Origin of the sequence: Opitutus sp. (genome assembly GCA_024998815.1) — a bacterium.
Classification (GTDB): domain Bacteria; phylum Verrucomicrobiota; class Verrucomicrobiia; order Opitutales; family Opitutaceae; genus Rariglobus.
In genome coordinates, this window is the sequence record JACEUQ010000001.1 from 469,843 (window position 1) to 489,994 (window position 20,152).

The 20,152-nt window shown below is 63.0% G+C and carries 16 protein-coding genes and 1 pseudogene; 4 read left to right on the plus strand and 13 right to left on the minus strand.

Translation table 11 applies throughout. The features are described from left to right. Nucleotides 1–42 precede the first annotated feature (42 nt). From H2170_01965 to H2170_01980, 4 genes are all read right to left on the minus strand, one after another. Complete coding sequence (locus H2170_01965; protein MCS6298858.1) at nucleotides 43–723, minus strand: UDP-N-acetylglucosamine diphosphorylase; 681 nt, start codon at nucleotides 721–723, stop codon at nucleotides 43–45. A gap of 132 nt (nucleotides 724–855) precedes the next feature. After that, nucleotides 856–1,443 (minus strand): DUF4202 domain-containing protein, encoded by a 588-nt coding sequence (locus tag H2170_01970; GenBank protein MCS6298859.1) that lies wholly within the window; start codon nucleotides 1,441–1,443, stop codon nucleotides 856–858. Next, nucleotides 1,440–1,916, minus strand: a complete 477-nt coding sequence (locus tag H2170_01975; GenBank protein MCS6298860.1) for a heme-binding domain-containing protein — start codon at nucleotides 1,914–1,916, stop codon at nucleotides 1,440–1,442. The genes H2170_01970 and H2170_01975 overlap by 4 nt, the downstream gene beginning before the upstream one ends. 17 nt (nucleotides 1,917–1,933) lie before the next feature. Then, nucleotides 1,934–2,554 (minus strand): NAD(P)H-dependent oxidoreductase, encoded by a 621-nt coding sequence (locus tag H2170_01980; protein ID MCS6298861.1) that lies wholly within the window; start codon nucleotides 2,552–2,554, stop codon nucleotides 1,934–1,936. Between the two features lie 371 nt (nucleotides 2,555–2,925). On the opposite strand from H2170_01980, the gene H2170_01985 reads away from it, so the two are divergent. Together H2170_01985 and H2170_01990 are read left to right on the plus strand one after the other, a co-directional pair. Then, entirely contained in the window at nucleotides 2,926–3,993 is a 1,068-nt protein-coding gene (locus H2170_01985; GenBank protein ID MCS6298862.1) for an IS630 family transposase, read from the plus strand. A 27-nt stretch (nucleotides 3,994–4,020) separates the two neighbouring features. Beyond that, nucleotides 4,021–5,220, plus strand: coding sequence for a hypothetical protein (locus H2170_01990; protein MCS6298863.1), 1,200 nt, complete (start codon nucleotides 4,021–4,023; stop codon nucleotides 5,218–5,220). Between the two features lie 54 nt (nucleotides 5,221–5,274). Here the strand turns inward: H2170_01990 and H2170_01995 are convergent, their stop codons facing one another. The 4 genes and pseudogenes from H2170_01995 to H2170_02010 form a co-directional block, all read right to left on the minus strand. Beyond that, nucleotides 5,275–7,053, minus strand: coding sequence for an ABC transporter ATP-binding protein (locus tag H2170_01995; protein ID MCS6298864.1), 1,779 nt, complete (start codon nucleotides 7,051–7,053; stop codon nucleotides 5,275–5,277). Between the two features lie 235 nt (nucleotides 7,054–7,288). After that, nucleotides 7,289–8,074, minus strand: coding sequence for an SWF/SNF helicase family protein (locus H2170_02000; GenBank protein ID MCS6298865.1), 786 nt, complete (start codon nucleotides 8,072–8,074; stop codon nucleotides 7,289–7,291). Continuing rightward, nucleotides 7,973–10,807 (minus strand): annotated as a pseudogene (locus H2170_02005) (hypothetical protein). Before H2170_02005 ends, H2170_02000 begins: the two are co-directional and overlap by 102 nt. A gap of 303 nt (nucleotides 10,808–11,110) precedes the next feature. After that, a complete protein-coding gene (locus H2170_02010) occupies nucleotides 11,111–12,655 on the minus strand; it encodes a glycine--tRNA ligase (GenBank protein ID MCS6298866.1) in 1,545 nt (514 codons plus the stop codon). A gap of 191 nt (nucleotides 12,656–12,846) precedes the next feature. On the opposite strand from H2170_02010, the gene H2170_02015 reads away from it, so the two are divergent. Next, nucleotides 12,847–13,254 carry a rhodanese-like domain-containing protein gene (locus tag H2170_02015; GenBank protein MCS6298867.1) on the plus strand — a complete coding sequence of 136 codons (408 nt, stop codon included), beginning with the start codon at nucleotides 12,847–12,849 and terminating at the stop codon, nucleotides 13,252–13,254. Nucleotides 13,255–13,365: 111 nt separating this feature from the next. Here H2170_02015 and H2170_02020 read toward each other — a convergent pair whose 3' ends face one another. The 5 genes from H2170_02020 to H2170_02040 form a co-directional block, all read right to left on the minus strand. Further along, nucleotides 13,366–15,522, minus strand: coding sequence for a hypothetical protein (locus tag H2170_02020; protein ID MCS6298868.1), 2,157 nt, complete (start codon nucleotides 15,520–15,522; stop codon nucleotides 13,366–13,368). Next, the gene (locus H2170_02025) at nucleotides 15,519–16,349 is read right to left on the minus strand and encodes a protein-glutamate O-methyltransferase CheR (GenBank protein MCS6298869.1); all 831 of its coding nucleotides are present in this window, start codon (nucleotides 16,347–16,349) and stop codon (nucleotides 15,519–15,521) included. The genes H2170_02020 and H2170_02025 overlap by 4 nt, the downstream gene beginning before the upstream one ends. A 60-nt stretch (nucleotides 16,350–16,409) precedes the next feature. Then, nucleotides 16,410–17,525 carry a chemotaxis response regulator protein-glutamate methylesterase gene (locus H2170_02030; protein MCS6298870.1) on the minus strand — a complete coding sequence of 372 codons (1,116 nt, stop codon included), beginning with the start codon at nucleotides 17,523–17,525 and terminating at the stop codon, nucleotides 16,410–16,412. Nucleotides 17,526–17,911: 386 nt separating this feature from the next. Next, nucleotides 17,912–18,097 (minus strand): hypothetical protein, encoded by a 186-nt coding sequence (locus H2170_02035; GenBank protein ID MCS6298871.1) that lies wholly within the window; start codon nucleotides 18,095–18,097, stop codon nucleotides 17,912–17,914. A 181-nt stretch (nucleotides 18,098–18,278) separates the two neighbouring features. Next, nucleotides 18,279–18,683, minus strand: coding sequence for an Hsp20/alpha crystallin family protein (locus H2170_02040; protein ID MCS6298872.1), 405 nt, complete (start codon nucleotides 18,681–18,683; stop codon nucleotides 18,279–18,281). 326 nt (nucleotides 18,684–19,009) lie between these two features. Here H2170_02040 and miaA point away from each other — a divergent pair, with 326 nt between their 5' ends. Beyond that, nucleotides 19,010–19,936, plus strand: a complete 927-nt coding sequence (gene miaA, locus H2170_02045) for a tRNA (adenosine(37)-N6)-dimethylallyltransferase MiaA (protein ID MCS6298873.1) — start codon at nucleotides 19,010–19,012, stop codon at nucleotides 19,934–19,936. The last annotated feature ends 216 nt before the right edge of the window (nucleotides 19,937–20,152 follow it).

The window sequence follows — 20,152 nt, forward strand, 5'->3', positions numbered from 1 at the left end:
AGAACGAGTAGTAGTAAGAGAACGAGAATGATTTTTGAGGGGTCAATCCCGGCGCGGGAATTGCGTCACGGCGCCGCGAATGCGGGCGATGGTGGCCTCAGGCAGGTAGCCGCCGAAGGAGGTGGTTGGCATGACCAAGGCGCGTTTGCCGAGGAGGGTTCCGGGGTTGAGGACCGCGTTGCAGCCCACCTCGGCACCATCGCCCAGAATCGCCCCAAACTTCCGCAGTCCGGTTTCGAAGACGCCGGTGGGAAGGCGCACGGAGATGGGTTTTTGGTCGAGGCGAAGGTTGGACAAAATCACGCCGGCACCAAGGTGGGCGCGGTTGCCCAAAATCGAATCGCCTACGTAGCTGAAGTGGGGCACCTGCACGCCGTCGAGCAGCAGGCAGTTCTTAAATTCACAGGAGTTACCGAGCACGCAGCCTTCGCCCACAATCACGTTGCCGCGGATGTAGGCACCGGGGCGGATCTCGGTTTTAGCACCAATCCAAGCCGGCCCGATGATCGTGGCGTAGGCGGGCAGTTTCACCGACGGGTCGATCCACACCGCGCCTTCAATGTGAACCCCTGGCGGCAGCGTACGGGCAGCTGCGGGAGGCGGAAGTTGGCCAAGGGCGGCGGAGATTTGTTTTAACCAGTCCCACGGAGCGGCGTCGGCGCGGAACTGTGCGGCAAAGGGGGCGAGCGACGGCGGTAGGGCGAAGAAGTCGGCGGCGAGCATGATTTGCCCAGTGGAAACAAAAAAAACGCGAGTGTCATCACCCAAGGCGGCGTGGGAGAGGATTCTCGTCACGGGGAGTGCGAACGCGCGATCGTCTTGCGCGAACGCGGCCACCTTGAGCGCAAACAAGTTTTAGCCGGCGAGGGCGTCGTGGATCAGGCCGGCGATCGCGGGCGGCAGGTCAAGGCCGAGCGCGGCTTGCTGGCCGGCCGGGCTGAGTTTTCGCCAGGTTTTTTGCAGGATATCGATGAACTTTTCGCGCGGATAATCCGCGTTTTTGGCGGCAAAATCCGCGATTTCGTTTTCCAAAAACACGAGCACGGCGGCGTCTTCGAGCACTTGCGTGCCGGGGTTGGTTTTCAGGCCGGACTTGGAGATCCAGGTGGCGGCGTCGGCGGCTTCGTCGGCGGGCACGCCTGCGGAGAGCAGTATGGCCCGGGCGCGTTCGGCTTGTTTCGTGTAGAGGGAGCGCCGCCACGACAGGTATCCCACTTTGCCCTCGGGAAACGTGGCGCGTGGGGTGAGCCAGCGTTCGAGGTGTTGGCAGCGAGCGGCGAGTCGAAGTATCAGTGTGGCGGCGACGTCGAGGCGGTTAACCCAGGCTTCTACGCGGTCGGCGTAGATCAGTTCAGCGGCGTGACCCTCGGGCGTGCGGGCCGGGTCGGCGGCGTGCGCGGAATCGATCAAGGAGCGGGCGAGGGCGTAGGGTTGGTCGTTCATGGGGCTTCGGGTTCGCTGGCAAGGATGCGGCTGCGCACGGCGGTTATCCAATCGGTGAGGGCTTTGACTTGTTCGGGGGTGAGCCGAGCGTCGGGGTGGGCGAGTGTGTAGGACGGCAGGGGCATCTCGCCCTCGGCGACGGCATCGGCTGCGGCTTCAAGTTTGGCGTCGGCGCGTTTGGCGGGGTAGTCGAAGAAGGTGGAAAAATTGAGGTTCTGTTTCCCGTTTTTGACGTGGGAGGCCATCCACAAACTGAGCGGTTGGATTTCGGCGTACCAGGGGTAACGGGTGGTGTTGGAATGGCAGTCGTAGCAGGCGTTGCGCAGGATTTTCTGCACTTCGGGCGGGGCCGGGTGAATGGCCAGGATGTCACGCGGGTCGGGCCCTGCGGCGATGTTTTTTTTGGTGCGGATGAACTGAATCGTCACAAAAAAAATGAGGAGGCCGAGCAGGGTTTGGCTAAACGTGCGCATGGTGGGAGTGCGCAGGGTTAAACGCGGATCCAGCGCTGGTCAAAGCCTGTGCGATCGACCGGCCAAGTTTGCCAGTTCGGCGGTGCCAGGCGCAGCTGTGCGGTGGCGGCCAGCAGGTTGTGGGAAACCACCGCGAGGTCGTCGGCGCACCAGAAGTCCTGCGAGGCATCGGTCGCGCTCGCAGGATCGGACTGCGCGGCGGTTTGCGCGGCGAGTGAGAGGACTACGCCGCTCATCGGCGGTATCAAGCCCCCGAGGGTCACCAGCACGCCCTGGAGGCGCGAAAGTACGCCCTTGCCGCCCACGGAGTGTTCGGTGACGAAGCAGGCGACTGGTTTGCCCAGCCAGAGCGCGGTGCCCTCGGCGGGCGTGGCTTCTTCCAAAAAGCGTTGGAGGTGGCTGCTCCACGAATCCCAGTGTGTGCCGGTACCGATCACCACTGCATCGGCGGCAGCAAGCGCCTCGCAACAGGCCGCGAAGCCCGGCTCCGTGGCGAGGGTGTGGCGGGCGACCCTGGCATGGGGTGCGAGCAGGGCGGCCATGTGGTCGAGGGCGGCGGCGGTGTTGCCGAAGTCGCCAGCGAGCGAGGCGTTGAGCAGAAGGATCTGCGGGCGGCGGAGGCTTTCGGGGGCGTTCATGGGGCCCAACATGGAATAAAAACCCATCGGTGGAACAGGTTAAATCGCCACGGCGTCCAGTCTCTGGCGGAAGCACGTTGTGGGGCACTGGCACATGACGTTGGCCTGCACAGGTCGGTTAATAAACCCCCAACCCAAAGTGTCACCTAATGGGTGACACTTTGGGTTGGGGCGGGTAGAGGCGGAAACTCGTTAGGTGCCGGGGGTTGTGTCGTCGCTGATCGCAGTCGCCGATCCTGTGATTGAATGCTGGCGCGGTGAACGGGAAATGCTCACGGTTCTGCGCATGGCGTGGCGTATTGAGGAATCTTTAATTCGAGGCGAACTAGTGCTTACTTGCAATAATAAGTGATATTGTATCCGCTTTGTAGATGGGACGAAAAGCCGTGCGAATCACTTGTAGCGAGGGGGATCAGCAATCCCTAGAAAAACGGGCAACCAGCCGGATTGAGTCGAGGCAGCGAGTTGAGCGCGCCCGGATGATCCTTGGGTGCGTGAGTGGCGAGCAGGTGCAAGAGGTGGCGCGCCGCTGCAACACCAGGCCGAACACCGTAATAAAGTGGAGGGATCGCTTTGTGCTGCTTGGCATGAAGGGGCTGGATGATGCGGCACGGCCGGGCGCGAAGCGCACCTACGGTGAGGACTTTCGAGATCGGGTGCTGGCTTTATTGGAAGGGCCACCCCCTCCGGGGCAGGCGCGCTGGGATGGTCCAGCGGTGGCCCGTGTGCTCGGCGGCTCGGTGCACGCGGTCTGGCGAGTGCTGCGCAAGGAGGGCATTTGCCTGCAGCGCCAGCGCTCGTGGTGCGTGAGCACTGACAAGCAGTTCGCAGCCAAGGCAGCCGATATCGTCGGGCTCTACCTGAGCCCACCGGAAAAGGCATTGGTGATAAGTGTGGATGAAAAGCCTGGCATCCAAGCCCTAGAGCGCGCCACCGGTTACGTGGAGACCGACAATGGTAAAATCGTCCAGGGACTCAAAAGCACCTACAAGCGCCACGGTACACTCAACTTGTTCGCTGCCCTTGATGTGGCCACGGGCTTGATCAAGACGCAGAAAACCACCCTTAAGCGCCGGGAGGAGTTCCTGCTGTTCATGGACCAAGTGGTGGCGGATCACCCGCCCGAGAGAGAACTCCACGTGATTTTGGATAATTATTGCACCCACAAAAAGTGCGACGCTTGGCTCGCTCGGCACCCCAATGTCCACTTCCACTTTACCCCAACCTCGGCGAGTTGGCTCAATCAAGTTGAAATCTGGTTCGGCATACTAACAAGGAAGGCGCTACGGGGCGCGAACTTCAGAAGCGTCGCCGAACTTAGTCAGGCCATTGACGCTTTCGTCGCCGCCTACCTGCCCAATGCCAAGCCGTTCAAGTGGCGCAAGCGCGAGGTCAAGGGAAGCCAACTCAGAAATACTATCATTAATCTACGCAATTAAGCACTAGACAACCGTATCCGCGGCCGTGTGACCGGGCGGCTGTGGTTCACCGGTCGCGAGGAACCCGTTACCCTTGAGCTCATGGGTAATGCCTGGCGAGACCTAGCTGGGCATGTCCTTCGCTTCACCAATCCGGAGCCCAAGGCGGGCGATTTGGGCAACTTTGCCTGCCTTCAGCGCGGCGTCACCGGCGACATCACCGCCTCGCGCAAGGTCAAGGTGCCGGACTGCTCCATGGACGAGCTGATGGTCTATTTTGAGGCGCGGAAGCCCTTTCCGTGGCATTGGGGCAACAGCCTTTACTTGGAATGGCACAGCGCGACTAACGGCCGGGTGGTCATCGAGTCGGCGAGTTATACGTTGGAACTCGACTCGGAGTGCACGTGGTCGATGGACGAATCCAGCGAGCAGGAACAGCGCACGGCCAACGGCCAGGCGATGATCGCGTTTATGGAGAAGTTGACCGGGGCGACAGCGGCCGGGGCGCACGAGGACGACGACGCGCCCACCAGCAAATCCGAGGCGAGCGCCGATGCGAACGCCGCCCGCATGGACCGGCTGCTGGATCGGGTCACGGGCCGCATGCAGCGCGAAGCACTGGCCCCCACCGAGTTTGCCCGGGTGATGGAGGAGGAGCGCAAGCGGATGCGGCGCGAGCGCGGCGAGCCCGAGCCCACGCCGCTCACCCCCGACGAGAAGGCCATTCAGAGCCGCTGGATCGACACAATGAATACAGCGGCCCAAGAGGTGATCGCCGCAGCGCAGGCCGACGAAGCCAATCAGCCGGACGGCGATGATGCCAATGGGCGGCCCCCCCACTGGCATCCGCTCGTTGAACGGTGTTATGCTCTTGTCCACCGGCTCATCGACGAACCCGAGCAGCGCGGCTGGTTAACCGATGCGGATGGGCGCGAGCACCCGTTGCGGGAGTTAATCGAGGGCGTGATTAGTTCCGCCGGCAAGTTGGCCGGGGCCTTGGGCTCAACGTTGGACGAATTACCCTGGCCGCCGGAATCACTTTTGGCCGGCGCGGTTTTAGTGCGGCTGAAGAAGGCCCGCGGGCATCTGCGCGATGCTCTTGGCGGTCTGGAGGCGACAGCAGCGCAGAAGCTGGCCGATTCCGCCTGGTGCGTCGAAGTGGGGACGGAAACGGCTGCGATTTTATCCGAGGTGGAACGGCTAATTACCGAAGTGCGGGCGGTCTTGGAAGAAGGCGAAGGCGATTGATCTGGCACGGGACGGGCGGCCCAAGAAGGTCGTTCTCCCGTCGCAAGGAAAGCATTAGGCGCGGAGTTGCTGGCCGCGCACCAAGTCCTGAAACAGCCCTTCGGTGGCCACCAGTTCGTCGTAGGTGCCGGATTGGATAAGTGCTCCGCCAGAGAGTACGAAAATGCGGTCGCAGTGTTTCACGGTTGAGAGCCGGTGGGCGATGAACACCGCCGTGCGGTCGCCCAGATTGTGTTCCAGCGCCTGCGAGATGAGCTGCTCGCTCAACGTGTCGAGCGCGCTGGTGGCCTCGTCGAAAATGAAGCACTCAGGCTCGGCGAGCAGCGCGCGGGCGATGGCCAGGCGCTGGCGTTGCCCACCCGAAAGCATCGAGCCGCCTTCGCCGACGCGGGCGTCGAGTCCGCCGGGCAACGCGGCGATGAACTCCCACGCGTTGGACTTTTCGCAGGCCAGGCGGATGGCCTCGTCGGTCGCATCGGGGCGGGCCACGCGGAGGTTGTCGCGCAGCGTGGTGTTGAAGATGAACGGGTCTTGCGGGACGACGCCGAAGTGGCGGCGCAGCGCCGAACCGGCCACGGTTTTGAGGTCGATCTCGCCGATGCGAATGGCGCCGGCTTGCGGATCGTAGAGACGCAGGAGGAGCTGGGTGATGGTGGTTTTACCCGCGCCGGAGGGACCGACAAAAGCTACACGCTCGCCCGGGCGCAGGGTCAGCGAAAGGTCGCGCAGGATCGGCTGTGCCGGATCGTAGCCGAAGGTGACGTGATCAAGAACGATGTCGGCGCGGGCGGGCAGGCTTCGGGTGGCGTGGTCGGGGTCGGGCGTGGTGCTGGCGGTGTCGAGCACGTTGCCGATACGCGTCAGGGCGGCGGCGGCTCCCGCCCACAGTGTGAAGGCAGTGAACAATTGCTGCAGCGGTCCCATCAGGCCGAGGTAGGCGGCCAGGCATGCCGCGACGATCCCTAGGTCGATGTGGCCGGATAGGTAGCGCCAGGTGCAGGCGGCCATGAGGCCGGCGTAGCAAACGTAGGAAAGCGCCTCCTGCTTCATCCATTCCTGGTGGGAGAGGATGTCGCGCTCGTAGGTTTTGCGCCCGATGACGTCGGCCTGCTGCTCGAAGTTGTGCACCACCTGGGTCTCCATCGCGTAGAGTTTCACCGCCTTGTTGCCGCGCAACAGATCGGCGACTTGCCCGCTGATGTTACCTTCCAGCGCCTGAAACTCCTTTTGGATCAGCTCTACGCTTCGGCGGGAGCGGAGCATCATGTACACGCTCAACGAGGCGGCGGTCATCAGCACGGCGGCGAGGGCGCCGTCCCATTGCCAGAACAAGGCGATGGTGAGCAGCACGAAGACGATGGCACTGGGCAGCGCCATGGTGGCGTGCTGCGCAAACTGCATGATCGCATTTAGCGGCGAGCCGAACAGGTAGCTAAACAGTTCGCCCGAGGAGTGGGTGCCATGGAAGCGCAGGCAGAGCTGGTTGACGTGGCGGAAAAATTTGGCGCGCAGGGCGAAGATGATGTTTTCCCGGGCGCGGGTGAACAACCGGTAGCCGAAGTGCCAGAACGCCATGCGGGCGATGCCGGTGAGCACGAGGTAACCGGCCGCCAGCCAGGCGAGTCGTTTCCATCGTTCCGCAGTGGCCAGATCTTTGACGTCGAGCACGTAGAAAAACAGCCATTTGGGGAAAATGTTCTGGGTGGCGACCGCGCCCCCGCTCAGGCCGACGAACAGCGAGGCCCAGAGTAACTGCCCGCGGTTTTTTAAAATCAGCGGCCAGAGGTGGCGGCGAAAGGGGGACGAGGTGGATGCGGACTCTGGGAGGCTCATGGCGGCTTGCGGCAGCCAACGTGAAAAACGCCGACTCGTCCATCCTGGATTTGGGCGAGTGACGAAGGGCGCTTAGTTAAGGGGCGTTATCGTCCGTCCTGATGAGATCGCCCCTTCAGGGCTTGTGCACTTCACCCAATGATTCCTAGGGCGTTGCCCTAGGCTGTGGTAGAGAGCCCCGTTGGGGCGGTCGTGCCTAACTAAGTGCCATTCTGGCCTCGGCCCAGGATTCGCCTCAGCCCAGGATCCGCCGCAGGCTGTCCAGGTCCATCACCGTCGCCAGGCTCTCCTCCTGCACCACCGCGGCCGCCAACTCGGACTTTTCCCGCTGCAGCGCGCGGATTTTTTCCTCCACGGTGTTTTTGGCGATCAGGCGGTACGCCATCACCGTGCTCTTTTGGCCAATACGGTGCGTGCGGTCGATCGCCTGCGCTTCCACCGCCGGATTCCACCACGGATCGTAGAGGATAACGTAGCTGGCCGCCGTGAGGTTCAGGCCGGAACCGGCCGCTTTCAGCGACAAGAGGAATACCGGAGGGCCGTCGGCTGCTTGGAATTTGTCCACCAAGGCCTGGCGGTTTTCGGTTTGGCCGGTGAGCAACAGGTGGCCGATGCCGCGCTCGGCCAACTCGGCACGGATGAGCTCCAGCATGCTCACGAACTGGGAGAAAACCAGAACCCGGTGGCCCTCGGCCACCAGCGGCTCAACGGTGTCGAGCAGCGCGTCCAATTTGGCGCTGCTCGGCCGGGCGGGCGCATCCTCGTCGGTCGTGTCGATCACCGCGTTGGCGTCTTCCGAACCGGCGGTGGTTGCGGCGGAATTGGCGTCGAGCGCTCTGGCGGCCGCAGCCGCTTTTTTGGAGGGGCGACCACGTTTTTTGGCGGCGACTTGTTCGACCGGATCGACCGCGTTGTGGCCGATGAGGCGAGGGTCGCAGCAGATCTGGCGCAGGCGCAGGAGCGACTGGAGGATGTTGAAGCGCTGGGCGTCGAACTGGCGGTTGTCGCCGACTTTGAGCAGGAGTTGGCGGGCGCGTTTGAGTTCCGCCTCGTAGAGCGCGCGTTGGGCTCCTTCGAGTTCGCAGCCGATTTCCTCCTCGATGCGTGCAGGCAGGTCGCGGGCCACCTGGCCTTTGGTGCGGCGCAGCAGGAAGGGGCGCACGCGCGTGGCCAGGCGGGAGCGCGCGCCTTCGGGGTCTTCCTTGTCGTTGTAGAGGCGCTGGAAACTGGCCTGCGAGCCGAGCAAACCGGGTTGGGCAAAGGCCACCAAGCTCCACAGGTCGAGCAGGCGGTTTTCGATCGGCGTGCCGGTGAGCACCAGGCGGTGGCGGGCTGGCAAATCACGCGCGGCACGGGCGGTGGCGCTGCCGGGATTTTTGATGTTTTGGCCCTCGTCGAGCACGACGGCATCCCACGACATGGCGGACAACTCGGGCGCGCGCAGGCGCAGTTGCACGTAGTTAATCACCAGGATTTGCGCGGTATCCGGTAAATCGATGCCGGGCACCGAGCGCGCGGTGGTGAGCGTGGGGGCGAAGCGGCCGGCCTCGACCGCCCAGTTGGGCACCACGGATTTGGGCGCGACCACGAGGGCGCGGAACGGGCGCCCTTCGGCGGCGGCGCGGTCAGCCAGCCAGAGCAGCCAGGCCAGGGTTTGCAGGGTTTTGCCCAAACCCATGTCGTCGGCCAAAACCCCTCCCAGCCCTTGCGAGGCGAGGTGGGCGAGGAAGTGGTAACCTTCTAATTGATACGGGCGCAGCTCGGCGCGTAGTCCGGCGGGCAGCGCGGGTGGCGGTAGGGCGCGCAGGGCGGCCGAGCGGTCGCGCAGGCGGGCGGCCAATTCCTCGTCGTCCACCGGGGCGTCGGCCAATTGCAGGGCGTGGTAGCGGTGGGTGGTGCGGCGGCCGGAGAGCACTTCGGCGTCGGCGGTCAGGCCGAGGCGATCGAGCGCGGCGCGTTCTTCCGGGCTGATGACTTCCTCGACCGAGAGGCGTTGCCAGCCGCGTTGGGGAAGTTTGACCCAGCCACCGCGGGCTTTGACCAGCAGTTCAATCTCGGCGGGGGTTAGCGTGGTGTCTTCGGGCTGAAGTTGGACGGCGAGGTCGAACCAGTCCTGACCGGAGTCTTCGGCAGGCGTGAGGTTGACCGACAGGCGGGCACGCATGGGTTTACCGAGCAGGCCTTGAAGGTCGTGGGAAACTTCGATGGCGGTGCCGGGGGGCAAGGTTGCGTGCCAGGCGACAAAATCATCGGGGAAGCTGCGGGTGGCGTTGCGACTCCACGCCGAATTCCAGTCGGAGTACTGCAGACCGAAAGCGCCGAAGCGGGCGCCGACGGCATTGGCGGCTGATAGCTCAAAGGTGTAATGCGGATCGTTGGGACCGGACGCGGGAGGAGCGCCGTTTTTGGCCCAATGCCAGCCGCCGTAGCCGCTCCATTCCTGCGTGCACAGGGGATCGGTCGAGTTGGCGAATAGTTGGGCGTTAAAAATGGCAGTATGAGCCGAGCCTTGGCCGGCGGAAGCGTCGGTGAGCCAGCAGCGCAGTAGGGGGCGCAGGGCGATGGTGCGGAACTTGGCGGCGATTTCGCTCGGCAGGGTCATGCCGGTGCTGCGAAGTGCGCTGGCCAGACCGGGGTCGGAGAGCGCCGCAACCGGCAGGCGATTGGGTAGTCGGGGCGGGCCGCGCCAGACGCGGCGGTCGAGCAGGTAGAGGGGTTCGCGCTCGGCAAGGAACGGACGCAGGTCGGCTGGCACCGGAGTGCCATCGGGTTTGACTAAAGTCACTTGGAGGCGGGCGGGATCGGCGGGATCGGTGACCGCATTGTGGCGTAGCGGTTCGTCTTCGATTCGGAATGGAGAACCATCAGCCATCACCACAGTCGGCAGCGCGGGTGGGTGGGCGAGGATGCGGGCGAACAGGTCGCAGGCCAAAACACGTTGATAACGCAGATCGTGGGAACGGTTTTCAAGCCTCAGGAGCAGGCCTAGCGCACGGGCGGGAGGGGGGAGCGCTTCGAAAGCGGCCAGCCCGGCATCCGTGAGTTGGCCGAGCCATTTTTGGGTGGGGGCTTTCCAGCCTTTACCGATTTGGGCCTGTAGCTCTAGCCGTGCTTTGCCGTCGGGTTGCAGCAACACCCGCAGGTCGGCCGGCATTTCAAAGGCGGACTCGTCGCCTGCTTGATTCTGGGTGTAACGCTCGATGGCCGCCGGTGCGAGGAGTGCGTTGCGCCAATGAGCGAGCTCTTGTTGCACCAAGCGGGACTCGGCCGCGGCGCGCACCGCCGAGGTGTCGGTCATGACCTGGAGTACCTCAGGGATGGCTTGGTTGGAGCGCTGGTAGTCGTAGGCTAGGTATTGCCAAAGTTCCCACGGATCGGAGGGCGGCTGAGAGGGCGGCCACCAGCCATTAAAAGCGGGTTCCCATTCGCTCGGGGCGGCCTCGCGGCTGACCACGAATTCGCGCGCGCGAATGTTCGCCGGCATGATGCGCCCGTGGGCCTGCAGATCGCTAAACAGTGCTGCGAGCCGGCCCAGCAACCGGCCTTCATCGGAGTTGATCTCCCGGTCGAGTTTTTCGGCCAGCTTAGCCGACCATTCTTGGCGGAAGGACGGTTTGTCGGCCAAGGCCGAGGCCTCGGCTTTGGTTTTTCCGGTGATGCGCGTGATGGTGACTTGGCCGGTGGTGGGGCGCACGATTTGGCGGTTCAGCCAGGTGCGGCCCAGCGCGTAGGCGTGTTTGCAGTCCACCTCCATGGAGCAGGTGCATTCGGAGAACCAGCGTTGTCCGTCCCAACTCAGGGTCGAGGTGTAGGGCTCACGTTCGGTTCCCTGCACCGAACCGGTGACGACGCAGTCGTCTTCCCACAGATCGGTGACGCGCCGCCCACGGGCATAGGATTCACCGCGTTTGGTCGTGGTGATGTCGAGGCCGGCAAGGTAGCGGGTGAGCGCGCCAAGGGCGGCCGGTGATTTGGGATCGAGCGAGGGAGCGGACAAGGCGGGCGGGAGTCAGGAGTCAGGTGCGGAGCGAGAGGACGGCGGAGCGAGCTGCGGTTTTTAGTAAACCTGCTCTTCCAACAAGGCGAACAGCTCGGCCTCGGTGATGCGTTTTTGCTGCATCGAATCGCGCTCGCGCAGGGTGAAGGTGTCGCCTTCTTTTTCGATCGTGTCGAAGTCGATGGTCACGCACCAGGGCGTGCCGATCTCGTCCTGGCGGCGGTAGCGCCGGCCGACCGCGCCGGCCTCGTCGTAGAAGCACGGATACTTGCGCTTGAGCTTGGTGTAGAGGGCCTGGGCGCGGGCGACCAGAGCCTCCTTGTTTTTGAGCAAGGGCAGCACGGCGACCTTGACCGGGGCCAGGCGCGGGCTGAGGCGCAGCACGGTGCGCGTCTCGGTGTTGCCCTTCTCATCGGTGACCTGCTCCTCGGCGTAGCCGGAGGCGAGCACGGCCAGGAAGATGCGGTCGAGGCCGACCGCCGGCTCGATCACGTGGGGGACAAACTTTTTCTTGGTGGCCTCGTCGAAGATCTCCTGCGGTTTGCCGGAGGCGGTGGCGTGTTGGGTGAGGTCGTAGTTACCGCGCGCGGCGATGCCCCACAGCTCCTGCACGCCGAAGGGAAACTTGAACATGATGTCCGTCGTGCCCTTGGAGTAGAACGCCAGCTTCTCCTTGAGGTGGTCGAACTCGGAAATGTGCGAGTCGGGCAGGCCGATGCTCTTCAGCCAGTCTTTGCACCAGTTGATCCAGTAACGGTGCCACTTCGCCCAATCGTCGTCCTCGTGGATGAAGAATTCCATCTCCATCTGTTCGAACTCGCGCGAGCGGAAGATGAAGTTGCGCGGGGTGATCTCGTTGCGGAACGACTTGCCGGTTTGGGCGATGCCGAAGGGCAACTTGACGCGGCCGGTGTCCACCACGTTTTTGAAATCGACGAACATGCCCTGGGCGGTTTCGGGGCGCAGGTAGGCGACCGACGAGGCATCGGTCATCGCGCCGACGTTCGTCTGGAACATCATGTTAAAGGCGCGCGGCGGGGTCAGGTCGGGGTTGCCGGTGGCGGGCGAGGGGATTTGCGTGATCTCCTCGGGTTTGGCCTCGGTGAAGTCGCGCGGCTGGACGGCGGCGAGGGTGCCCTGGACGGCCTTCTTGCGCTTCATGAGCTCGGCGGCGGCTTGCAGCTCGCCGGTCGTGTCGGCGCTCTCAAGCGCAGAGACGTAGCCGATGGTTTGGGCGACGCCGTCGGCACCGGTGATGACCACCGGGGCGAAGAAAAGTTGGTCGGCGCGGTAGCGGTTTTTGGAGACCTTGCAGTCAACCAGCGGGTCGCTGAAGCCGGCGACGTGGCCCGAGGCTTCCCAGACTTTGGGATGCATGATGATGGAGGTCTCGATGCCGACGACGTCGTCGCGGCGGCGAACCATGTCATTCCACCAGCAGTCGCGGATGTTTTTCTTCAATTCGACGCCGAGAGGGCCGTAGTCGAAGAAGCCGTTAAGCCCGCCGTAGATTTCGGAGGAGGGGAAGACGAAGCCGCGGCGTTTCGCGAGTGAAACGATGGCTTCCATGAGATTTGCAGGCTCGGTGGTGGACGGCGTGGACATAGGAGTCGGCGGATATAGCGCAGGCGCACTCCAGCGGTCAATGGTGGTGTGCGTTGTCAGTAAAGATAGCGGCAAGTTAGGCGTCCGCCCCCAACTCTCCCAGCGGGTGTGCCGATCCCATAGTGTCACCTATTAGGTGACACTTGCGCTGGACACTTAAGGCATCGCGACTACCTGTGATCTTCCTTCCTATGAAAAAATTACTCCTTCCCCTGTTTGCTTGTTTTGCCCTGGTTTCCGCTGTGTTCGCTGCTGACGCGGCTGCTCCGGCCAAGATCGCCGATATCTCGCTGGCTGACCTCAAAACCGCTATCGCTGCGGGCAAGGTCTCCGTCATCGATGTCAACGGCTCTGCCTCCTACGCCGCCGGGCACATCCCCGGCGCCATCGATTTCGCGGTTAATAAGGATAAGCTCGCCTCCGTGTTGCCCGAGGACAAATCCGCCTTGGTCGTCGCGTACTGCGGCAGCTCAAAATGCGGTGCTTACAAGAAAGCTGCCAACGCGGCCGTTAAGTTGGGTTACACCAACGTGAAGCACTTCTCGGGCGGCATCTCGGGTTGGAAAAGCGCTGGCGAGCCCACCGAGGCCGCTAAGTAATAGCCGCTCGTCTTTAAGATAGCGCAGACTTCCAGTCTGCTTTCGTTCTGACCAACGGACCGGAGCAGGCAGGGAAGTCTGCGCTACGTTCGGCAGGCTCCAGCCCCCGCCTCAGGCCGCATTACGTTGGGGGCTTTGTTCTGCGGCGGGAACTGACTCCACCACCGGATCATCGCCCCACAACTCAACGTCCATAGCCGCAGCTGCCGTGGCCACAGCCGCTGGTTTAGCATTCCCCGGTGTGGGCACGCTCGTGGGCACCGGTGCAGTCTCCAACGGCACCGGATCGTCTCCCCAAAGATCGATTTCGCCCACCGTCGTCGCCGCAGCGACCGGCCCAGCCCCGGCACTGCCTGCCACAGGCGGCAGATCGTCAAAGCCAAATAGGTCAACGTCGCCGCTCGCCCCGTCGATTGCACCCGAAGCACCTCCCGCAGCAACGCCACTCGCTGCACCCGCTGTCGCCACTGTGGCCGCTGCAGCGCCCAGAACCGCCGCCCCCGTGCCCAGGGCGCGATTATGCACGTCCACTTGGGATTGCATGGTGTAACCCTTTAAAAAGCGGTCCATCAGCCCCGTGGTGTCGGTGGTCACACCTTCGGCGTCAGCCGTGGTGGCTGCCCTGGTTTGGAGCGCGACTACCCGCGCATGCAGCGCTTCGATTTGTTTCACCGTCGAACTCGAGAAGTCCGAATGCCCCACAGCCGTGTTGATTTGGGCGTCCAGCAGGGGCAGTTGTTCACCAATTTGCAGCAGGATATCGATAGTGCGGTCCCGGTAACTGTGCAGCCGGTCCTCATCCGCAGTCGTTTCGAGGATCAACTGGGCAAAAAAGCTTTCGGTTTGCGCGCGGACTTGGCCGAAGGAGTCGATCAGATCGCCCAGTCCGTTGGTGATTTTATCGATCTCGGTGGCGAGCTGTTCGCTGAGCCGGCAGGTGGTGATGGAAACCTCGGTGGCGCGGGCTGAAACCACTTCGAGTCCGGTGCCTTGGGCGACGTGGGCGGATTGCACCTCGGCGTTCAGGCCGATGAGGTGAATGTCCAGCGTGAGGTCGCGCATAAAAACGGTGAACTGCGTGCTCATCCCGCGGATCGGTTCGATCGCGCGGTGGGTTTCCGTCACCAGGTCATTGCTGGCGCGAATGAGTTTCCCGACGTTTTCGAGCGCCTCGATCAGGTTTTGAATTCCCCCGTCGATGGAGATGTCATCGGCTTGCGCTTCCTGCTTCATGCCGAAGTCCTGGTTAAGCGAGGTCATGAACTGGACGATACGGCCTAAGCCGCCACCGACTTGTCTGCCGGCTTCAGACAGCTCGCGAGTCATGACTTCGAGTTGGGCAGTGACCAAGCCGCTGGCTTGTTCAATGAAGCGCAGGGTGCGGCCGCCGCCCGTGCGATCGGAAGGCATGGTGTCGTGGGCAACGCCTATCTCGTGCAGGATGGTGTGCAGGTGTTGCAGCTTTTGGTTAAGCATGTCCTGGGCTTGCAGGGACATCACCACGATGCCGGTCTCGCGTTTAACCTGAGGCACGATCGATTCGACGTGGAGGTCGCGAGCTTGGTTTTTGGCGTAGTCGGCTTTGACGGAGCCGATCGATTGTTCGAGTTGGGTGCGTAGCGAGGTGAGTTGCTGGCGCGTGGCTACCTGGCGCTGGAGTAAGCGGGCACTGGCGTCTTCCAGCCGTAGTCCGATGCTGGCAATGATGGTGAACTTTTCCTGAAAGCCCGTCTCAACGCGTTCGCAGATGCGGCTGATCTCGGTGTTGAGCGCAAGGAAGATGCTTTGTTGTTCGGGTGGCAGCGTGGCGGACTCCACACGGAATAGCACCTGCACGTATTTGAGCGGCGTGAGCGCTTCAGTGAGGTTTTGCTGGGCCGGGAGACTGGCACGGATTTGCTGGCCGGTCGCGGTCAGGCGTTCGATCAAGTCCACGACTTGGCGGTCGCTGGCTTCGGCAAACTCAATGCCGGACCAGATGTGCGCGGCGGCTTGTTCGATGATCGCGGTGCCACCGTCAGGACCCTCCGAGAGAGCGACCAGGCGGTGACTTTGGTCGACGAGTTTACGCTCGATATCCATGGTGGTCTCAAGGATTGAGCCGATCTCCAAAAAGCCCGTTTCCACGGCCTTCATCGCTTGATTCAGCTCGGCAGTGGCGGCGGTGACTTCGGCGAACGGGCCGACCAATTGGGTGCGGCGACGGGTGCCGGGGTGGAGATTGCGCAAACGGGTGGCCAAACGCGGCCAAAAAGCGGGAATTCTCATTGGGCGCCGAAAGGTTGATAAACGGTTGCCCGGCCCAGGCCGACGGATTGCCAGCCGGCGTCGAGGTTGAGGGTGGTCTCGGCCGAGCCCAGCAGCAGCGAGCCTTGCGGCTGAAGGGTGGCGCGGATGTTGCGCAGAATCCCTTGTTTGGTCGGGACGTCGAAATAGATCATGACGTTGCGCATCAGCACCACGTCGAACAGCGGCAGGCGCGGCCAGGGCTCGATCAGGTTCATGGGGCGGAAATCCACCATGCGGCGCAGCTCGGCGTTGGCGGTCCAGACCTTACCGGCCTGGGTGAAGTATTTTTTGATCAACGCAGGGCTGAGGCCGCGGTTGATTTCGAACTCGTTGTAAGCACCGGCGCGGGCTTGGACGAGTACGGTGGAGCACAGGTCGGTGCCGATGATCTGGATCGTCCAGTCGGCGAGTTGAGGGAAACTCTCCCGGATCATCATGGCGAGGCTGTAGGCCTCTTGGCCGGTGGAACTGGCGGCGGACCAGAAAGAGAGGCTGCGCTGGGCGGCACGCTGGGCGATGAGCTTGGGGATGATGGATTCGCGCAGGGCGTCAAAGGGCGCGATGTCGCGGAAAAAGAACGTCTCGTTGGTGGTGAGCGCATCGAGGACTTTATTGTGGAGCGGATTACTCGGCGGAGTTTTACGCAGCAGGTTAATGAACTCCGGGACGCTGCTGCAGGCGTTGCTGGAGGCCAGCGAGCTCAGGCGCGACTCGACGAAATAGTCCTTGCCCGGCTCGATGATGATCGCGGCGGAGCGTCGGGCAAAGTTGGTTACAAATTCGAAATCGGCGGTGAGGAGGGCCACGGGAAGTTGGGGTGAGGTGGGGTGGACGGGCGTGCGGAGGCGGGCGGAGGCGTGCGGGCGTTAAGGACGCGAGGCGGGCAGGAGGCGCAGGAGGGCGCCGGCGATTTCTTGCAACGGCAGGATTTGGTGGGCGAGGCCGGCTTCGGCGACATAACCGGGCATGCCCCAGACCACGCTGGTGGCCTCGTCTTGGTCGAGAATAGTGGCGCCGCGTTCACGCAGCACTGTGCAGCCATGCAGCCCGTCTTGACCCATGCCGGTCATGATCAAGGCAAGCGTGGCCCCGCCATAGACGTTTGACACGCTGCGGAACAGGACGTCGACGGCGGGTCGGCAGGAGTTTTCCGGCGGGCCGTCGTGCAGGTGCAGGCGCACCAGGGTCCCTTCGCGGCGGACCTCCATATGGCGACCGCCGGGGGCGATGTACACATGCCCGGCCTCGACCAACTGGCCCTCTTGGCCCTCGTGAAACTTGAGCGGTGAACCCTTGCCGAGCCGTTCGGCTAGCATTTGGGTGAAAAGGGGCGGCATGTGCTGGACGATCACCACCGGCACGGGCAGCGGCCGGGTGATGTCCTTGAACACGGCGGCCAAGGCGTTGGGCCCGCCCGTCGAGCAACCGATGCAAAGGACGGCCGGCGGAGTGGACTTGGCGGGTGCGGGGCTGGTTTTCAGTGCCGGACGAGCGACTGAAGAAGCCGGTAAAAATCCGGTGGATCCAGTGGAGTTGCTCGCAGGTGCGCCGACTGCGGGATGAGGCGGCGGGATGTGGCGGCAGTGCGTTTTGATCTTGGGGATGAGCTCGTTTTTGAGCCGCTCCAAGCCCTCGGCGATGTTGCCTACGTTGGACGGTTTGGTGACGTAGTCGGTGGCGCCTGCGTCGAGTGCCTCAAAGGTGGATTCGGCCCCCTTAAGCGTCAGCGTGCTGAACATGATGACCGGCAGCTTGGGGTAGGTTTTGCGCAGCTCGCGCACGGTTTGCAGGCCGTCCATCTCGGGCATCTCGATATCGAGGGTGATGATGTCGGGGTTAACCTGGGGGATTTTTTGTAGCGCAATTTTGCCGTTGGCGGCGGTGCCTACGACCTCCAGTTGGGCGTCACTGCCCAGCGCTTCCGAGATCATTTTACGCATGACAACGGCATCATCGACAACCAGAACACGGATTCGGGGCATGGGTGAAATAGGGTATGCGCAACGGCGCGGTTACAGAGAGAAATAGAGCAGGCTCACCAGGGGTTAATCGGTCGTGTTGAACAAAACTTAAATGCGCTAAGCAAAATCCCTAGTTTGGGGGGGGCTTTGGCACCCGAGGTGGTGAACCTTATTGCGGCGCTGACTGGTAGGAGAAAGGCGTTCCGCCGGGCGCCTGCTGGTGCCGCTGGGTGGGCGGAGGGCGGAACGGCGTCGGGCGAGAGAACGAGTAGGAGTAAGAGAGCGAGAACGATTGGCGGAGGGACGACCTCCGTGTCGTCCGTGTCGAAAATGTCCATCCGCAGCGACCCCTGCGCACGTGGGCCAGCGCGTCGGAAAGCGGGGGCGCAGGGGCGGTCGGGTGCCGATTATTTGGCTTGGCGACGGTGCGTGGCAACGGGGTGCCCGCTGAACGGCGCGACAACTGGCGCAATTACGGGGGCAGGCAGGTTCGGCGCGCGAAACAGCGGCTTGCCCCAAAGTACGTCAAAGGCGGCAGTCGATTCAATCGATACTGCGGGACGGGCGGGGAGGGTGTGGGCTTGCTGGATCATGGTCGTTTTGGGGTTGGGTTAACCCTTATATCGGAACCGTCCGCCTGAAAATTGAGCGCAAAATGGAAGTTTGCTCAAAAAATAACGAAAAAAGCCCGTCCGCAGGGCGGACGGGTAATCAGGTGAATCATGAACTGGGTTTGGGGGCGGGGTAGCCGCACCCCTCCTGGCTGGGGCGAACTCACGCTACCCGAACTAATTCCGCCCCGGAGGCGAAACTCAGGGGCTGTTTCTTGGGAATGGTCAGGGTTAGGATTCCCTGGTGGAATTCGGCCTGGAGCGCCGCGTAGTCCAGTCCGCGGCCCAGCCGCAGGCTGAGCTGGTAGTCGTGCTGCACGCCTTCGAGGTTGAGCGAGCCAAAGTTGACCCGAACGAAGTGGTGCTTGCGGGCGTTGATCAGCAGGTCGACGCCGTTGGAGGTGATTTCGATCCCAGCAGACTCCACCCCCGGCACGTACACGACGATCCCGAAGTCGGACTCACGCTCTTGGCAGTCGTAGTGCGGCTTGCGGACCGTCACGGTGGAACCCGAGGCGGTGGAGGTGCGGCGACTGACGGTGGAGAGCGGTAGAGTTAACGTATTCATGGCGGCGCGGGCGAGTGAGGTGAGGAGTGGTGTGGATTATTTTAGGTGTGACCGGACGGGAGGGCATAGTGCCCAGAAAAATCGGGTCATTCGCGACGTAGTTTAGCGGATGCCTCCTAGGTTGGTATGGGGTCCTTGCCCACCTGACGCTGGGCTCGATGGCGCGGGCAGGGCGGTGAGGTGGGTGCGGGTGGTTGGTTTCATGGGTGAAGTTTTTTTTCTGGCGTTAACCGATAATGCACATGGCGTGCCAACCCGGGCGCGCCGTGCGCGAGAGAGATTGTCTCGCCCCGCAGGCCTTGGGCGGCGAAGCAATGGGGGACAAAATGAAGGGACTCATTCATGTGCTCACGGGGCCGACAGCCGTAGGGAAAACCGAGTTGGCGTTGCGCTGGGCCGAGGCCAACGACGCCGAGATCGTGTCGTGCGATGCCCTGTTGTTTTACCACGGCATGGACATCGGCACGGCAAAGCCCACGGCGAGCGAGCGCGCTCGCGTGCCTCATCACCTCATCGACCTGTGTCCGGTGCACCAAGGCATGGATATCACCCATTATGTGGCGCAGGCGCAGGCGGCGGTGGCGGCGATCGCCGGGCGCGGGCGGCGGGTTTTGGTGGCGGGCGGCAGCGGGTTTTATTTGAAAAGCTTTTTTTGCCCGGTCGCCGATAATGTGGCGGTGCCGGCGGCGTTGCGCGCTGAGATCGCAGCCGAGTTGGCAACGGCGGGGCTGGCCGCGCTGGTCGCAGAGTTGCGCCGCTTGAATCCGGGGGGCCTGGGTGCGCTGGATGTGGACAACTCGCGCCGGGTGACGCGGGCGTTGGAGCGGTGCAGGGCTTCGGGGAAAAACCTCGCCGTGCTGGCGGCGGAGTTTGCGCAGATGCCGGGGCCTTTCGCCGACTGGGAGGTGCGTTGCACCCGGCTGGAACGGGCTCCGGCCGAGCTTGAGGAACGGATCGCGCGGCGAGTGGATATGATGCTGGCCGAGGGTTTAATCGATGAGGTGCAACGGCTGCGCGCGGCGGGGCTGGAGCAGAACCTGAGCGCGTCGCGTGCGATTGGTTATCGGGAGACGCTTGCCTGGCTTGCGGCGGATAACTCCAGCAAGGCGGCTGGCTGTTTAGCCGGGCTGGCGGCGGAAATTTGCCAAAACACGCGAGCCTTGGTGAAAAAGCAGCGCACGTGGTTCCGCAACCAGTTGCCTGCTCATCGCGAGCTGGCCGCGGATGCGGCGACGGTGGAGGAGTTGTTCTGATTGTAAGTCGGCGGCGGGTTATGCCTATTCGCATTCAAGGTGAGCTTAACGAAATCGGTTCGTGGGGGAGCGGATACCTTTGGGCAAACACCTTGAGCTCACGCTCAAGGCCTGGAGTTTGGCCCCTGACTAGTCGAACGCAGATCAGCCGAATCCTTGAGCTCACGCTCAAGGCCACACTCTTCGCGAACACACTCCTTGTGGCCTTGAGTGTGA

Bases quoted from the DNA above. Each gene is read 5' to 3' on its own strand.
- H2170_01965 (MCS6298858.1), bottom strand. From the start codon at position 723: ATGCTCGCCGCCGACTTCTTCGCCCTACCGCCGTCGCTCGCCCCCTTT.
- H2170_02040 (MCS6298872.1), bottom strand. From the start codon at position 18,683: ATGAATACGTTAACTCTACCGCTCTCCACCGTCAGTCGCCGCACCTCC.
- H2170_02020 (MCS6298868.1), bottom strand. From the start codon at position 15,522: ATGAGAATTCCCGCTTTTTGGCCGCGTTTGGCCACCCGTTTGCGCAAT.
- H2170_01980 (MCS6298861.1), bottom strand. From the start codon at position 2,554: ATGAACGCCCCCGAAAGCCTCCGCCGCCCGCAGATCCTTCTGCTCAAC.
- H2170_02030 (MCS6298870.1), bottom strand. From the start codon at position 17,525: ATGCCCCGAATCCGTGTTCTGGTTGTCGATGATGCCGTTGTCATGCGT.
- H2170_02010 (MCS6298866.1), bottom strand. From the start codon at position 12,655: ATGTCCACGCCGTCCACCACCGAGCCTGCAAATCTCATGGAAGCCATC.
- H2170_02015 (MCS6298867.1), top strand. From the start codon at position 12,847: ATGAAAAAATTACTCCTTCCCCTGTTTGCTTGTTTTGCCCTGGTTTCC.
- H2170_01970 (MCS6298859.1), bottom strand. From the start codon at position 1,443: ATGAACGACCAACCCTACGCCCTCGCCCGCTCCTTGATCGATTCCGCG.
- H2170_01985 (MCS6298862.1), top strand. From the start codon at position 2,926: ATGGGACGAAAAGCCGTGCGAATCACTTGTAGCGAGGGGGATCAGCAA.
- H2170_01995 (MCS6298864.1), bottom strand. From the start codon at position 7,053: ATGAGCCTCCCAGAGTCCGCATCCACCTCGTCCCCCTTTCGCCGCCAC.
- H2170_02035 (MCS6298871.1), bottom strand. From the start codon at position 18,097: ATGATCCAGCAAGCCCACACCCTCCCCGCCCGTCCCGCAGTATCGATT.
- H2170_01975 (MCS6298860.1), bottom strand. From the start codon at position 1,916: ATGCGCACGTTTAGCCAAACCCTGCTCGGCCTCCTCATTTTTTTTGTG.
- miaA (MCS6298873.1), top strand. From the start codon at position 19,010: ATGAAGGGACTCATTCATGTGCTCACGGGGCCGACAGCCGTAGGGAAA.